General features: G+C 28.9%; 10 protein-coding genes. 5 read left to right on the top strand and 5 right to left on the bottom strand.

What is annotated here, in order from left to right; genetic code table 11:
* Positions 1–49 precede the first annotated feature (49 nt).
* Together cysS and MR76_RS01505 are read right to left on the bottom strand one after the other, a co-directional pair.
* Positions 50–1429, bottom strand: coding sequence for a cysteine--tRNA ligase (gene cysS, locus MR76_RS01510; RefSeq protein WP_024071942.1), 1380 nt, complete (start codon positions 1427–1429; stop codon positions 50–52).
* Positions 1426–2055 (bottom strand): exopolysaccharide biosynthesis protein, encoded by a 630-nt coding sequence (locus tag MR76_RS01505; protein ID WP_024071941.1) that lies wholly within the window; start codon positions 2053–2055, stop codon positions 1426–1428. The genes cysS and MR76_RS01505 overlap by 4 nt, the downstream gene beginning before the upstream one ends.
* A 589-nt stretch (positions 2056–2644) precedes the next feature.
* Here MR76_RS01505 and MR76_RS01500 point away from each other — a divergent pair.
* From MR76_RS01500 to MR76_RS01490, 3 genes are read left to right on the top strand one after another with little or no spacing between them, the layout of a single operon-like run.
* Positions 2645–7396 (top strand): NAD-glutamate dehydrogenase, encoded by a 4752-nt coding sequence (locus MR76_RS01500; protein ID WP_024071940.1) that lies wholly within the window; start codon positions 2645–2647, stop codon positions 7394–7396.
* Between the two features lie 4 nt (positions 7397–7400).
* Positions 7401–7682: a Sec-independent protein translocase subunit TatB gene (gene tatB / locus MR76_RS01495; RefSeq protein ID WP_024071939.1), complete on the top strand. Its 282-nt coding sequence runs from the start codon at positions 7401–7403 to the stop codon at positions 7680–7682.
* Positions 7679–9055 carry a PleD family two-component system response regulator gene (locus tag MR76_RS01490; RefSeq protein WP_024071938.1) on the top strand — a complete coding sequence of 459 codons (1377 nt, stop codon included), beginning with the start codon at positions 7679–7681 and terminating at the stop codon, positions 9053–9055. The genes tatB and MR76_RS01490 overlap by 4 nt, the downstream gene beginning before the upstream one ends.
* 431 nt (positions 9056–9486) lie before the next feature.
* Here MR76_RS01490 and MR76_RS01485 read toward each other — a convergent pair whose 3' ends face one another.
* The 3 genes from MR76_RS01485 to efp form a co-directional block, all read right to left on the bottom strand.
* On the bottom strand, positions 9487–10446 hold the full coding sequence (locus MR76_RS01485; protein WP_235111301.1) for an RluA family pseudouridine synthase: 960 nt from the start codon (positions 10444–10446) through the stop codon (positions 9487–9489).
* A 481-nt stretch (positions 10447–10927) separates the two neighbouring features.
* Positions 10928–11692 (bottom strand): inositol monophosphatase family protein, encoded by a 765-nt coding sequence (locus MR76_RS01480; RefSeq protein WP_024071936.1) that lies wholly within the window; start codon positions 11690–11692, stop codon positions 10928–10930.
* 195 nt (positions 11693–11887) lie between these two features.
* Positions 11888–12454, bottom strand: coding sequence for an elongation factor P (gene efp, locus MR76_RS01475; RefSeq protein WP_024071935.1), 567 nt, complete (start codon positions 12452–12454; stop codon positions 11888–11890).
* A gap of 492 nt (positions 12455–12946) precedes the next feature.
* Between efp and MR76_RS01470 the strand changes: the two genes are divergently transcribed.
* Together MR76_RS01470 and MR76_RS01465 are read left to right on the top strand one after the other, a co-directional pair.
* The gene (locus tag MR76_RS01470) at positions 12947–16333 is read left to right on the top strand and encodes an FAD-dependent oxidoreductase (RefSeq protein ID WP_024071934.1); all 3387 of its coding nucleotides are present in this window, start codon (positions 12947–12949) and stop codon (positions 16331–16333) included.
* A gap of 610 nt (positions 16334–16943) precedes the next feature.
* Positions 16944–17624 carry a phosphatidylserine decarboxylase gene (locus tag MR76_RS01465; RefSeq protein ID WP_024071933.1) on the top strand — a complete coding sequence of 227 codons (681 nt, stop codon included), beginning with the start codon at positions 16944–16946 and terminating at the stop codon, positions 17622–17624.
* Positions 17625–17627: the final 3 nt, after the last annotated feature.

The raw sequence follows: 17627 nt of genomic DNA, 5'->3' as shown, positions 1-17627 counted from the left end.
TATCACATGCAGTTATAAAATTAAAGAAATCCAATCTCGTTTTATCTTATTACTTCTTATACCAATGTGTAGTTCCATCTCTATTATCAGACAGAACTATTCCTCGATCTAACAAAAGCTGACGTATATCATCTGCCTTTTTAAAATCATTACTTGCTCTTGCTTTTTTTCTTTCATCTATTAATTGACTGATTTCTTTATCATTATTATCAATTTTAAACCAATCTTGCCAAGAATGCTGTAAAATACCCAAAAAATTTGCAGTTTTAATAAGAGTTTTTGTTAAACATACCTTTTTCATTATATCAGATGTTTTATTAATCTTTGTAACCATCTCATGCAATATTGAAATAGCCTTTGGAGTATTAATATCATCTTTTAAACAATCAATAACACTATTAGATAATTCAACTCCACTATCCAATGATAAATCAGCATCTATTGAACTTAAAGCAGTATACATACGATTAAGCGACTCTTGAGCATTAGCTACTATTTTACTACTCCAATCTAAAGGTTTCCTATAATGTGCACTTAACAATACATATCTTATCAATTCACCTTTGATTCCACTATCCAATAACTGCCTCACTGTTAAAACATTACCTAAAGATTTACTCATTTTCTCACCATTAACAGTAAGAAACCCATTGTGCACCCAATATTTAGCATATTGGCTACCAGGAAAAGCACAACAATTTTGTGCTATTTCATTTTCATGATGAGGAAACTGTAAATCTGCTCCACCACCATGAATATCAAAATTTTCACCTAAATAACAATAACTCATAGCTGAACATTCTATATGCCAGCCTGGCCTCCCTAATCCCCAAGGACTTGACCAACAACTCATTAATTGCTTATCTATTTCAGTAGCAGGTTTCCATAAAACAAAATCCCCTGGATGTTTTTTACCCAATTCCACATCTACCCTACTACCATAAATAAGTTCTGAGATATTACGCCGAGATAACTTACCATAGGAAGGATAAGATTTGATATTAAAAAACACACTACCATTATACACATACGCATGACCCAGATCTATTAACTTCTGTATCAAATTGATCATAATATCTACACTATCAGTTGCTCTTGGCTCATAAGTTGGGTCTAAACAATTCAGCATTTTCATATCTTCATGAAATGCTCTTATATAAGTTGAAGTAACATCATATATATTCTGCTTACTACTTTGTGCAACATTAATAATCTTATCGTCAACATCAGTAATGTTTCTTACATAAGTCACTTTAGGATATAGCAATTTTAACAATCTAAACAGCACATCATATATAATGATTGACCTAGAATTCCCAATATGCGCAAAATCATAGACTGTAGGACCACAAACATAAACCTTCACATTATCACTACTCAAAGGAATAAAAGGTTCCTTAATGCCAGTTAAAGTATTATATATGATCATGTAAATTTCGATAAAAAAGAAAACATATTTATAACAAGTTTGGGACCTAAAGTAATTACCATGAGAGTAATAATAATACCAAACAATGACACTATTACTCCAAGAATCGCCATGACACCATCTTTATTAAGCATACCCAAAGACATAATCGACACACCACCTGCTGGTATAAAATTTGTTAAAGGTAACGGTATAGCTATTGATACAGCACATAAAAGAGAAATAAAAGCTATAACCTTTTCTCCAAAACTATTAAATACAAATAATAAACGAGGCTTTGTAAGTTTCTCTGCTTTTCTCAATATAGGAGCAGTTTTTTCAATAATTGAAGCTAAAGTTGCACGTTTAAAAGACTTTTGTTCTAACCATTTAGGCATCCAAGGAACCTGCAACCCAAGCAACATTTGGAATGCAAACATTAACAAAGGTATAGAGAATATTGTTGTATACCCTGGAGGTACAGGTATAGGAATCGCAAGAGGTAATGAAAACAACAACATTAATACTCCAAAACCACGAGCATGAAGTGCAGATTTTAATTCAAATAATGTAATCTTATCCATATCAGTGTTATTTGTAACTTCTTTCAATAGATCTGAAACTGCTTTATCCTTTTCGTGCGACATATATATACTCATTTCAAAAACTATACAAGATACTCCTAAGAAAAATAACACGTATAGTTAATAAAATTTACTACATATTTTCACTATCTACAAGGAGTAAAATATTATTTAACAATACCATGTTTAACATATAATAAAATTTCTTAAGCTTACATCAAATATAAGCACATTTTAGAAATAATATATTAATATTTTAACTTATTAAAACTAACCTATAACACACAAGTGTGATAAGTTCTATAAATATAGTATATTTGAGTACTTTTTAAGTTTACATGAAAGTAATATCTAACATAAAACATCCAGTAAAAAATTAACTATAATATAGTTCCATTAAAAAAATACCTATAACATATTTAAAATTGTTTTTAATACATACACACGATGTATATGTCTTAACTTACAACTGTTTTTTTATATTATAAATATCTATACTCTAAATATCCTAGTACATAATATTTCATAATACATTAAATTGTGAATTCATATCAGCACCCTAAAAATTAATTGCATTATACTTTAAAGAAGTATAATAGTATTTTAACAAAAATAACTTACTATATAATTGTCAACTAGCGCAGCTAAAAAAATGCTTAACAATTTTAATCAAAAGATTATTGATTCAGTCTTAGAATTAATAAAACAGGAAGATGACTATCTATTCAAAAGCTTTATTAAACAATTCTACAGTTTCTCTTACAATAGCAATATTACATTAGATACCAACTTTTTTTTATTCATAGCACGTGATTTATATGAACTCATTAAGATTAAACAACCTGGAGAAAGTAAAGTAAAAATATTCAATGTAGAACAACAAAACAATGATATTATAAGCAATGCAACTATTATTGAAATCATAAATGACAATTTACCATTCATAGTTGATTCTATTATCATTGCAATAAAGAAACACCATGCATCAATATATTATTATACAAATGCTGTGCTAAATATTGAACGCAAAGAAAAACATATACATACTATATCACCTGCACAATCTTGTTCAAACGATGAGACAAGCGAGTCAATAGTATACTTTACTATTAGTAATGTCGATGAAGAATCTCATAAACTATTAAAACACGATATTGAAAAAAATCTACAATTAGTTAGCTACTGTGTTAATGACTGGAAATCAATGTTATACCATTTCGATTCAGCATTGAATACTATGAAAGCTTCCTATAGCAATTCTATAGAAGAAGAAATTACATTCTTAGAATGGTTAAGAAAAGACAATTTTATTTTCTTAGGATATGAAGAGTACATTGTAGATCAAAACAAGTTAGTAATCAATACTAAAACCAGTCTTGGACTACAGCGAGTCAATACATCAGATGAATCTATTAAAAATTTACCTGAATCTAAAAAACACATATATATCATACAATCTAACATTTTATCTACTGTGCATAGATATGAATACATGATTTGTATAGGACTTAGAATATTTACTCAAGACAATATTTTGATAAAAGAACATTGTTTTTACGGATTTTTTGCCTCCATAATTTCATTTCAAGATGCAAATTCTATTCCATTAATTCGCAGTAAAATAAAAGCAGTAGAAAAAAAAGCAGGATTTACTAGAGGTGGACATAGTAATAAAGCATTGATTGATATATTACAGAGGTTATCTAGAGACGAATTATTTCAATTTTCCGAAGAAGAACTATTTAAAATTTCAATTGGAATACTGTCTTTAGCTAACAACCCAAAAATTAAACTTTTCATAATAAAAAGTCAAAGTCACAATTTTATAAATTGCATAATTTTTATACCAAAAGTTTTAGCAAGCACTGAACTTGCAAATAAAATGAGTTGCATATTAGAACAGATGCTCCTAGGTAAAGTTGTCAATAATCAATATAATATGTTAAATGAGTATAATCTAGTCAGGTTGCAATTTATACTAAAAGCACGAGATAAGTTATTTAGTGACTTTTCAGAATCAGAAATCGAAGAAAAATTAATTGCAGCATCTAGGAGATGGGAAGATAAATTACAAGATGTCATGTATTGTAATTTAGGATCTATAAATCCATTTTTACAATATTTAACAGCATTTCCACCAAGTTACCAAGAATATTTTAATTCAAAAAGTGCTTATCACGATATAATAAAATTAGAGCAAGTTTGTAAATATAATACTAGTGAAGCTGACCTTTATTTAATCAAAAATAGTGTTCATTATCAGTTAAAAATATACATACCTCAAGAAAGCAATCTTCAACTTTCAGAAATATTGAGTATAGTAAAAAAAATGGGAACAAATATAATTTTACACCATAGCTATACTATTACAGCCAAAATTACCGTATATTTACATCACTTTATACTATCAAATACAAAACAATCCTTTGACCATAACAGTATCAAACAGCAATTTGAAACCACAATTAAAAAAATATTTGCTAAAGAAATAGAAAATGATTACTTCAATAGCTTAGTCATATTAGCTAACTTAAATTGGAGAGAAGTTATGCTGATAAGAGTCTTAAGCAGATACTTAAAGCAAGTGTCATTTAACTATAGTCAAATTTACACTCAGAAAGTTGCTATTAGATATCCAAAAATCTTGTTCCATTTTATAAAATTATTTGAAGCCAGATTTAATCCAACATTAATTAACAATCAGGAATCTAGTTCCATAGAAAACAAAATTAATGAACTATTACTAAAAGTTACAGATGTAGTGCATGACCACATTTTACGATGCATATACGCATTAATTTTAGCAATTTTACGTACGAATTACTATAAAGGAAAAGATTATCTGTCTATAAAATTAGACTCAAGTAAAGTACCAAACATACCTTTACCATGTCCCTTTAGAGAAATATATGTATACTCTAATTTATTTGAAGGTATACACTTACGAGGTGGAAAAGTTGCACGTGGAGGAATTAGGTGGTCTGACAGAACAGAAGACTTTCGCACAGAAATATTAGGATTAATGAAAGCACAAATGACAAAAAATTCTGTGATTGTTCCAGTAGGATCTAAAGGAGGATTTATCTTAAAACGTACACAAAAAAATGCAGCTTTATCAAAAAGTACTGCTGTAGAATGCTATAAAAATTTCTTAAGGGGTATATTAGATATTACTGACAACATTATCGATGATAAATATGTCACACCTAATGATATTATTAAATATGATGAATACGATCCATACCTAGTAGTTGCAGCAGATAAAGGAACTGCTACATTTTCTGATTATGCAAATGAAATTTCCGAAGAATATAATTTCTGGCTAGGAGACGCTTTTGCATCTGGAGGATCAGTCGGATTTGATCATAAAAAAATGGGCATTACAGCAAAAGGAGCATGGGTAGGAGCCCAAAGGCATTTCTGGCTTATGGACAAAGATATACATAATGAACCATTTACAGTGATTGGTATTGGAGACATGTCCGGAGATGTATTTGGCAATGGAATGCTATTATCTGATAAAATACACCTAATTGGAGCATTTAATCATAGTCATATTTTTGTTGATCCATCACCTGATCCACAAAAAAGCTTTCTTGAACGTAAGAGGTTATTTAACTTAACTAATTCTTCATGGGAAGATTATGATAAATCATGTATTTCAAAAGGTGGAAAAGTTTTTAATCGCAACTCTAAAGTACTAGACTTAACCCCTGAAATAAAAACACTATTTAATATTAGTGAAGACCAGATTTCTCCAAATACACTTATCAAACACTTATTAAAAGCAAAAGTTGATATGATATGGAATGGAGGGATAGGAACATATATTAAATCTTCACAAGAAAGTAATGCCGCAGTAGCAGATAAAACCAACGATGCACTAAGAATTAATGGATCTGAAGTAAAAGCTGCAATGATAATAGAAGGTGGAAATTTAGGATCTACACAACTTGGAAGAATTGAATATGCTAATAATGGAGGAAAGATCAATACTGATTTCACAGATAACTCTGGAGGAGTGATATGTTCTGATTTTGAAATCAATATAAAAATATGTCTAAGGCTAGCAATGCAAAACAACTATATTTCTTTAGCTGAGCGTAATAAGATACTAGATGACATAATGCATGAAGTACCATCAATAGTTTTAGAATCACACAATAAACTAGAGACAAAAGCTTTAATGTTAGAATGTATACAAGCACAAAATAGAATAGAACAACATCACAAACTGTTAAAATATTTAGAAAAAATTCAAGTATTAAATCGAGACATAGAATTCTTACCAAGTGATGAAGAAATTACAAAAATGAGTGCTGAAATGAAAGGCTTTACCTGTCCTCAGATTGCAATATTGATAGCATATACCAGAACATTTATAAAAAATGAGGTTATGCATTCTAATATTTTCCATCACTCAAGCAATTTATCAAGTTTATATGAATCCCAATATTTACTATCTTACTTCCCTCAATACATAAGAGATAATTTCGCACCATATATAAGGCAACATCCTTTGAAAAAAGAGATATTAGCAACGTGTATAGTGAATGACATAGTAAATAGAATGGGATGTATCTTTGTAAATTACATCATTGAAAACATTGGCATTACTGTTGAAGATACAATCAAAATATATGTTATAACAACCCACATATATAACTTATATGAAATATGGAAAACATTAGATAAGCTGGACAGCAAAATTCACATTAATATATACACAGCCTTAATTAGAGAAGTACAAAAATTTATAGGACAAGTTACCTTCTGGTTTATTAGGAACTCTTCCAAAATTACAAGTATAGACACAAAATTAGAAGAATTATCATCACAAATATCCTTACTCGAAGAAAATATAGAAAGCATTTTATGTAATGAATCTCTAGAAATATATAACCATACTTTATCCTCTCTAAGTGAACACAATATTGAAGAATCAATCATAAAAAAAATCACAAAATTAAAATTCATGACCGCTTTCCTCGATATAATACATCTAACAAATAGTTCAAATTCACCACTGTTAGCTGTAGGAAAAATATATTTTCAGTTGAGATCACTGCTGAACTTTAGTCGTATACGTGACCTTGCAGCACATATGGAATCAAATTCCTCATACTGGCAGCGTATTGCTATTAGAAATTTACTTGATGATCTAAATGACTATCAATATATAATAACAGAAAATATTCTAAAACAGATAGAACCTACACTATCACTAGCAGTGAAATTGGATAAGGTACAAAGCATAATTAATGATATAATTCAAAGTTGGTATATAAACAATCAAGAAAAATTGAATAGATATTATAACTTTTTAAATGAAATCAATACAACTCAACTTGATTTAAGTAAATTAATGCTTATAATAAAGTCTCTTGATATGTTTATTAATTGAAATAGTGTTTAGTGTTGGTATATCGGAAATTATTGTCATAATTTTAATAGTATGTTTAGTAATTAACCCAAAAAAACTCCCTTTTTTAACAAAAAACCTAGGAGCTTATTATAAAAAATTTGTAGATGTAAAAGGTGAAATACTTAGTTACTTTAATAAAGTTTACATAGATTGTACAGGAGAACAAAATGATAATGTTACCATTAAAGAAATAGTAGGAGATGATGGAAAAATATATAAAAGCTATGAAATAAAAAAGATACCAAATAAAAAAGAAGATATATGACTGCAAAAGTATTAATAGTAGATGACTTGCCTGCAAATATAAAATTACTGCAAGCTAAGCTCATAAGTGAGTATTATAATGTTTTAACAGCAACAAATGGAATAGATGCAATAAAAATTGCTGAAGAAAAACATCCAGACATAATACTATTAGATGTTATGATGCCAGAAATGGATGGATATGAAACCTGCAAGAGATTAAAATCCAATCCAGCAACTACATATATTCCAATAGTAATGGTTACAGCTCTTGATAATACATCAGACAATAGAGTAAGTGGCCTCAGTTATGGTGCAGATGACTTCTTAACAAAACCTATAAACGACACAGCTCTATTTGCACGAATTAGATCATTAACAAGATTTAAGATGGTTATAGACGAATTAAGATTAAGAGGAAAAACAAACGCAGATATGAGCGTGCTACATAATAACATGATGGACTATGCAAATAAAATTGACGATGCTAGTATCCTAATTGTTGATGAAGATATTATCCGATCTGAACACATAAATCACGTTTTGCAAAAATCTTTTCAACAAACTGTAGTTTCACATAACATAGACCAAGCATTAACTTTAAGCAATATACAAAATTATGATTTAATCATTATTGATTTAGAATTCTCTGGAGACGGATTGAGACTATGCTCACAATTACGCAACAAAATTGAAACACGTTACACTCCTATTCTAGTTTTACTAGACGATCATGAAAATCCAAAGTTATTAAGTAAAGCTTTTGATATAGGAATTCATGATTATATTACAAATCCTATAGACAGTAATGAACTTATCGCAAGAGTAAATGTCCAAGTAAAAAGGAAAAGATACCAAGATGCTTTGAGAATCAATGTAGATACTAGCATGACAATGGCTATAACTGACCCTCTAACAGGATGCTATAATAGACGCTATTTTGATATGCATTTTCATAATATGGTAAACGAATTACTACAAAAGGGTAAAAATTTATCTTTAATGATACTAGATATTGATCATTTTAAAGAAGTCAACGATACATTTGGACATACTGTTGGAGACGAATTATTGCAACAGTTTAAAAAACGAGTATCAGACAATATACGTATCACAGATTTATTAGCAAGATTTGGTGGAGAAGAATTTGTTGTAATATTACCAGATACAACAATTACTACAGCAGAACAAGTAGCCTCACGAATTCTTACTATAATAGAACAAACTCCTTTTAAAACAAGTATAGGTGATATAAGCAAAACTGTTAGTATTGGTGTAGTCGAAGTACAGAAATCTGACATTAACAACATAAAACAATTGATAGACAGAGCTGATAAGTGCCTATATGAAGCAAAAAACACAGGAAGAAACAAAGTTATTACGTATTCATCATAAATATAACAAAATGCTTATTATATTTTTGTACTCCCTAGATCAGTTGTAATTTATAAAGTATACGAATATTCTATGATATTCTGAAACCTACATCTTATAAATTTTATTAATTTTCAAACTATGAATAAAATATAAGACCTTAAAAATGCTTTATATAACATAGTATCACCCAATAGAAAACTTCTATATACCACTATGAAAGTACTTTTTATTCTTAAATATATATTATCCAATTACAGTTTTAATTTGAAAGAATTAGATTAGGTCTAAATTTCATTTGTAATTTAATAAATACACTACACTTTAGAGCTTACATTTAGCAACAACCGAATATACTATTTATATAACCCTTACAGTAACTACAAGTAGATATCATGAATTTTAAATACAATGCTTTTAACATATAAGTTTTACACTTCTACTCATAACAACTATAACAATTTCTCTAAATACATAATTGTATCTTCCATATAAGATGGGATAGGAGCAGTAAATGTTAACTCTTTAGTCCCTATGTTAATTGATAAAGAATATGCATGTAATTGTAAATGATCATTTAATACATGTTTACAAAATTTCCCGTATTTCTTATCACCAATAATAGAACACCCAATTTGTGATAAATGTATCCTAATTTGATGTTTTCTTCCAGTAATAGGCTTCAATTCAAGCAATCCAACATCATAAGGTAACTTCTTCAAGACAGAAAATGAAGTAATAGCTTCTTGTAAACATGAGTTATCAATTTTTTCTAAAGGAAGAGTATGTTTGCTTTTAATAATAGAATGATTGATCTGACCAATATCATTCTCTGGAATACCTTGGGTCAATGCTAAATATTTCTTTCTTACCCTTCTATTCTTAAATTCTTGCATAATTAATCTGGATACTCTTGCATTACGAGCTAATATCAAAACACCACTAGTATCCTTATCCAATCTATGAACAATTTTCATAGATTCTCCATCTATAATTTTATCTACAATATCACTAATACTAACTTTAACCTTAGTACCACCTTGAACAGAAATGCCAGTAGGCTTATTAATCACCAATACATCATCATCTTTATATAAAATATCATTACGAATCAAATTAACTAGAAAATCACTATCAGACTCAGAAACCTTTTTACTGTGTTTCTTTTCACAGATAACCCCATTATATTTTATATAAATTACACTTCCAACATTAATCCTTGTATCAGATTTTACCTTCATATTATCAAGTAATATAATACCTTTACGTAAAAACTTCTCAACCAAAGACTGAGGGATTTTTAATTCTCTTCTAATAAACTTATCTATTCTTATATTCTGATCATCTTCTTGTACAGTATAATATTTATCCATCATTACCCAAGTTTTTAAAACAGCATATAAAAGAACCACAAACTCTTAACAAAATCTACACTCAAACTAAACATACACTTTTGCATACATCTACTAGTTTCTACAATTCAGAATCATGTTTTCTATACAGCATTTACTCATTGTTATCCAAGCTTTTTAAAAATAGCACATAAAATAATAACTGACTTTCTATAAACTCCCAACCTAAAACATAGAGATCACTTATCAACTTCTATCATTCTACTACTCAAAAATCATGATAAAGTACAATTGATTTATAAATTAATCACATGATAATACAATAACCTCTACCAAAAAACATATTGCAATAATACAGAATTCCTTCTGCATTTATTAATATAGGACCTTAATATATAGCACACTGAACTAATACTACACTCTGTAAAACAAGTAAATGTTTAACTTATTAAGCAGATTATGAATAAATTTTTCTGCATTACAATAAAAACTATCCTAAAAAAACAACATAGAATACCTAATACTAAATTTATAACTTTACTTACTCATTGTTAAACTTCTTTCTCAAATAATCACATAAGGTAAAATTACTAGCTATAAACAAATCGTTATCACATACAATTTTACCTTTACTTTCCTCAATAAATAACTTACCTACAGCAGCTTGATACTTATTAATATTAGAATAAATTAAGGCATCATAAGATGCTGAACACAAATAAGAAAACCCCAAAGCCATAGAACCCATAGCACGTATTATAACAGCCTGAGAATTAAGCTGACTATCAATCACACCAACACTAAGATGTGTAATAACAAAATCAATTACAACCCTACTTATACTCTGTTTATTTCCCACATGCATTTTTATATAACGAGATTGCACATTCTCTGAAAAAGCACCTACCCCTTTTTCTACGTAAAAAGTTTCTTTCAGTATTGGAGCATCAATTATCGCAGCAACAGGCTCCCCCTGACGAAAAAAAGCAATTAATGTAGCAAAATAAGGCAAATAATTTATAAAATTAGTTCTACTATCTATTGGGTTAACAAACCAAAAATTTTCTCCAACATCAGATATATTTCTAGTATCATCAAATACAATTCCATAGTCTTGTCGATAACTGTATAATCCATCAGTAATAATTTTTTTCGATCTCAAATAAGCAGCTCGAGTAAAATTACTTGCAGCAGTATAAGAAGATTGCATATACCGGATTTCACTAAAATCTCTAATTAAAGCCTTAGATGATTGTCTCACTGACTTTAACATAATATTAGTAATAGAAGAAAAAATTACAGACATTTACAACTCCTTATTTTTAATACGACTCTATAACTTAAGTAGCTATTCAACAGATAAATAGAACTTAATAAACAGTCAGATACATTTTTATTTACAATATCTTCACAGACATGCACAAAGAATAGAACTAATCCAGTATATGTTGTACAACATACCCTTCTACAAGAATACAAACACTAAATTAACTTAACATTATCACTTTGCTCGCTCATAATAGCTATCATCTGGAGTATATACAACTATTTTATCTCCAGGCTTAATAAATGTAGGAACGCTAATACGCTGATTATTTTCTAACATTGCTACTTTATAAGCAGAAGAAGAAACTGTCTGCCCTTTAATGACAGCTTCGGTTTCAACTACTTGAAGAGTTACATAATCTGGCACCTTAGCAGATATTATTTCTCCATTATAGAACACTAAAGTAATAATAATATTATCCTTCAAATATACACTCTTATCACCTAATACATCTTTACTAATTGTAAGCTGTTCATAAGTCTTAAGGTGCATGATAGTAATCATTGAACCATCACCATAGATATACTGATAATCAGATTCATCAACAATAGCACGCTTTATATCTCCATCTGCACGAAACCTTTCATGCTGTTTAGTACCAGTTTTTAAATTTTTCATTTCAGCTTGTATATAGGCTCCACCTTTACCTGGCTGAGTATGCATAACTTTTACAACTAAATACAAAGCATTATTATGTTCTAATATATGCCCAGGCCTAATATCACTCCCTCTTTCTGCCATCTTTCACAAACAAAAAACTACAACTTCGAAATTTTATTCTTAAAGTATAAGTAATTCAAGAAAAATAAACACTTATAGTAACTTTACTCATAAATATATCCTGTTATCAACTATATAACAAAGACCTTTAATTAATCATTTAGTATAAGTTCATACCAATTTTTATTAAGATTTTATATACAACATCTTACCAATGACTAGAATATATAACCATCATATAAATAAAAAATAAAATAAGCTTAGAAAGATTTAGAATGAACACATATAGTAAATTATTATGTATACTAACAGCAATTCTTTAATACTAATAATTTTATAATTACAATGAATATATCAATGATATATATTCCTAATATATCAATTATAGTAAACATGATTTATCATGTCATAATTTTAGTGTTTAAAAATAGAACTGAAACTACAACTTTCAACACTTATAATATAAAATTATCATATTTCAACCAATATGTTACACTCTTTATAAAAAAAATTATGTTAGAATTCGAACTTACTGTACAAAATTTATATACCAGGGAAGGTTTAGTCAAATTAGACAATCTATTTCTATCATATCTACAGTCTAATAACCAAGATCTACACAACATATTAATTAAAGAACGCAAGAAAGATATTAAATCTGACAATACATCATGTATTATAGACCTTTCATATGTAGTTGAGAATTTCATAACAAAATTATTTGGAATTGAAAACGAGGTAGTAACACAACAAAATGCACACAAAGAATTTTCAGAAATATATAAATGTAAAAGATTATTTATACAACGTTATGCTCTTAAGAAATATCCAAACATTAACAATTTAGACATATCAGAAATAATACAGAAAATTAGCCAAATATTTAAACTGCCTATTCAAGAGAAAGAATTTGTTCAACAAGTATTACTATGGCTTGAAGATCAAGAAAAATATTCAGAAAACCTAGACATTACAGCTAAATACGCTGCATATATGGTACATTCAAAATCAGATAGTATTTTATTCAATGTACCAAACAAAATAGATTTTAACAATTTAGTTCCTACAACAACAAAAATTATCAACAACAATACAACTGTAATGACATCAGAGCGTCTCAAACGCAGATATGGCTTTAACCTCACACATAAAGAACCTACCTTATATCAAGCCTTAAATAACTGTCATTATTGTATTTTTTGCCACAAACAAAATAAAGACAGTTGTTCAAAAGGATTATTAGAAACCAACAATGCATTTAAAAAGTCAACATTATCCATAGAGTTACATGGTTGCCCTTTAGAAGAAAAAATATCAGAAATGAATTTAGTAAAATCTCAAGGGTACCCCATAGCAGCATTAGCAATTGCTATGATTGATAATCCGTTATGTGTTTTAACAGGATATCATATTTGTAATGACTGTACTAAATCGTGCATTTATCAAAAACAAGATCCTGTAAATATACCAATGATTGAAACTCAAATTGTCAACAATGTCCTCACTCTAAGTTATGGATTTGAAATATACTCATTACTCACCAGGTGGAATCCTATAAATTTTGAACGACCATTCCCTCAAGTACATACAAATAAAAATGTACTAGTCATAGGGCTAGGTCCAGCAGGAATTAACCTATCACATCATCTTCTAAATGATGGACATACTGTTGTTGCAATAGACGGATTAAAAATTGAACCTTTACCACAACATATTTCCGGAGTTACTCAATTTGGAGAAAAAACAGAATTTAAATTAATCAAAAATGTACAAGCAGAATTATACGAAAATCTAAACGAACGTATACCTTATGGATTTGGAGGAGTATCTGAATATGGTATTACTGCAAGATGGAACAAAAATTATCTAAAAATAGCAAGGCTGATACTAGAGAGAAGAAAAAATTTTGCAATGTATGGAGGAATAAGATTTGGTAGTACATTAACAATAGAACATGCTTTTGAAATGGGGTTTCATCATATTGCTCTTGCAACAGGATCTGGTAGCCCAAATATAATCAATGTACATAATTCTTTGGCCCGAGGAGTACGCATGGCATCAGATTTTTTAATGTCACTACAACTGACTGGAGCTGCAAGAACAAATTCAATTGCAAATTTACAAATTAGATTGCCTGTCATCATCATAGGTGGAGGATTAACAGCAATAGACGCAGCAACAGAAGCTCTTGCGTACTATCCATTACAAGTAGAAAAATTCCTCACAAGATACGAAGCATTGACAAAAATCTATGGCAAATCACACATAGAAACAAATTGGACAGAAGAAGAAAAAATTATTGCAAATGAATTTTTAAGCCATGCAATTCAAATCAGAAAAGAAAAAACATTAGCTAAAGCAGAAAATAGAGAAGAAAAAATTATCGAGCTACTACAATTATGGGGAGGAGTTACTATTGTTTATAGAAATCAGTTGTTAGATGCTCCAAGTTATAAATTAAATAGTGATGAAATAAACAATGCATTATCAGAAGGAATATATTTTATAGAAAATCTACAACCATATAAAATGATAACTGATCAGTACAATCACATAAGTAATATTATATTGATTGATCAATACAATAACAAAAAAACCCTACCTACAAAAACCATCATAATTGCAGCAGGGACTAAACCAAACTTAATTAGCATAAAAGAAAATCAACAATTTTATGCATTAGGTCAAGATTTCACCCATACCTTTGATTTACAAGGCAACAGCACAATAATAACTGCATCTCCAAAATTTACAAAAAAAGATAGCATATTTATATCACCTGATAAAAAAATTAGTATTTTCGGAGATCTACATTTGCCATATAGAGGCAGTGTAGTTAAAGCAATGGCAAGTGCTAAAAATGGATATCCAATTATAACACAGATATTAAAACAATGCTCACCAACAAAAGAGACTCAATTATTAAAAAAACTAAACCACAAGCTAAAAGCATATATAGTAAACATAGAACATATTACAAAAACTATCACTAAACTTACTATTTTAGCTCCTCTTGCAGCAGCCAATTTTAAACCTGGACAATTCTACAGATTACAAAATTTTGAATGTAACAGCTTAAGTATAGAAAATACACAATTAGCAATGGAAAGCCTAGCATTAACAGGAGTTTCTGTAGATAAGAAGAAAGGATTAATATCAACTATAGTATTGAATATAGGAGGATCTAGCCACTTATGTAATTATCTTAAAAAAAACGAACCTATTATTTTTATGGGCCCTACTGGAACCCCAACAGAAATTCCTCACAACCAAAACATAATCTTAATAGGTGGAGGAGTAGGCAATGCTGTATTATTCTCAATAGGCAAAGCATTATTATCAAATAACTGTAAAGTTTTATATTTTGCAGGATATAAAAAAGTAGAAGATGTATTTGAACCATCATCTATAGAAGAATCATCAAATACTGTAGTATGGTGTTGCGATGAAAAAATGATTGAACCAAGAAGAACACACGATAAATCTTATCACGGAAATATAATTGATGGCATAATTCAATATAACAATCATTTGTCAAAAGATACTGACATACCTTTAGATTCTGTAGATCGAATTATTATCATTGGTTCAAGCCATATGATGGATGCAGTATCACATGCTATATTCAATCAATTACGTATTCTTTTTAAAAAAGAGATTAAAGTTATAGCTTCCATTAATTCTCCCATGCAGTGTATGATGAAAGAAATATGTGCTCAATGTTTACAAAAACATATAGATCCAATAACAAAGCAGGAAAGTTTTGTATATAGTTGTAATAATCAAGACCAGTATGCAAATTACGTAGATTTCAAATTCTTAGATGAAAGACTCAAACAAAATAGCTTGCAAGAAAAATGCACCAAACAGTGGATAGATTACTGTCTACATAAATTATAACTAAAAAAAACACTACATAACACTTTCCTTATGAAACACACAACACACTCAGCACTCCATCAATTAAACTTTACTAAATGTAACCCTAGAAAGACATACTAAACAGTAAGTAGATTCCTACATAAGTTATATAACTCAAGTAAGATAATATTTTTTCCTTAAGTTTACCAACATACTTAACATCTTCTAATTTTTTAATGCTTCACTCAACCATAATTACATAGCAGATAGATTATCAGATATAAGTTACAATTAAATAAGAACATTACTAATACCTTTCTTATAAACTTACTCAAATAACTCAGCATTCAATTGATATGAACCCTATACACTATAAATTCTTCATTTCATACTGTAAAAATTACTAAGCTAGTATTGTTAGTACAATATTTAAAAATTCTGATATTTTACAAAAAATATGATAAGTATTGCAAAATTCTGAATAGCAAATTTAATTATATTAACCCAGATTCACACTTTAGCATTAAAATAACAACACAAAACAATACAGACTATCACAGTATATCTATAAATCACATAAACCTATCAAATATTAATTGCATAAAATACTGCAAAGTTTATAATCTGTAAAAAAGTCTGAGGTTGAGTGATGCTTTACAATTTTATTCATAACATCCACAAAGAGGGATATGTATTTATAATGATATCATTTTTTACGTCTTGCATTGGATTTGCTATTTCTTGCAGCTTAGGAATAATTTGTTTAGTTATATCATTATTGTGCATATATTTTTTTCGTGACCCTATACGTGTAGTACCAGAAGGAGATAATCTAGTTCTTAGCCCAGCTGACGGTGTAATATTGGACATTAAGGAAGTTAGCTCTCCTATAGATAATTCTACACAAGTAGTATGCATTAGTATTTTTTTAAACATATTGAATGTTCATGTAAATCGAATTCCTGTGTCTGGAATTATTAAGAGTACAGAATATATACCAGGAAGATTTTTATTAGCTTCGCTAAATAAGTCAAGTGAGTTAAATGAAAGACAAAGGTTAGTTATTGAATCTAAACTTGATAGCCACTCGATTATTATAGATCAAATTGCAGGACTAGTAGCGCGACGTATAGTATGCAATGCATACGAAGGTCAAAATGTTAATTCCGGTGAGAGATTTGGTATTATTAGATTCGGCAGTCGGGTTAATCTGTATTTACCATTAAGTGTCCACGTATCAGCATTTATAGGACAAACAGTTATAGGTGGAGAAACTATTTTAGCATACCTGCAAGAAGCTCCTAAACAATTAACAGTTAAGTCTATATAATAA

Origin of the sequence: Ehrlichia muris AS145, assembly GCF_000508225.1 — a bacterium.
Classification (GTDB): domain Bacteria; phylum Pseudomonadota; class Alphaproteobacteria; order Rickettsiales; family Anaplasmataceae; genus Ehrlichia; species Ehrlichia muris.
This window is presented reverse-complemented; position numbering and strand designations above follow the sequence as displayed.

Coding starts and splice junctions, on each gene's coding strand:
- efp (WP_024071935.1), bottom strand. CDS start 12,454: ATGGCAGAAAGAGGGAGTGATATTAGGCCTGGGCATATATTAGAACAT.
- MR76_RS01480 (WP_024071936.1), bottom strand. CDS start 11,692: ATGTCTGTAATTTTTTCTTCTATTACTAATATTATGTTAAAGTCAGTG.
- MR76_RS01500 (WP_024071940.1), top strand. CDS start 2,645: ATGCTTAACAATTTTAATCAAAAGATTATTGATTCAGTCTTAGAATTA.
- MR76_RS01465 (WP_024071933.1), top strand. CDS start 16,944: ATGCTTTACAATTTTATTCATAACATCCACAAAGAGGGATATGTATTT.
- MR76_RS01505 (WP_024071941.1), bottom strand. CDS start 2,055: ATGTCGCACGAAAAGGATAAAGCAGTTTCAGATCTATTGAAAGAAGTT.
- cysS (WP_024071942.1), bottom strand. CDS start 1,429: ATGATCATATATAATACTTTAACTGGCATTAAGGAACCTTTTATTCCT.
- MR76_RS01490 (WP_024071938.1), top strand. CDS start 7,679: ATGACTGCAAAAGTATTAATAGTAGATGACTTGCCTGCAAATATAAAA.
- MR76_RS01470 (WP_024071934.1), top strand. CDS start 12,947: ATGTTAGAATTCGAACTTACTGTACAAAATTTATATACCAGGGAAGGT.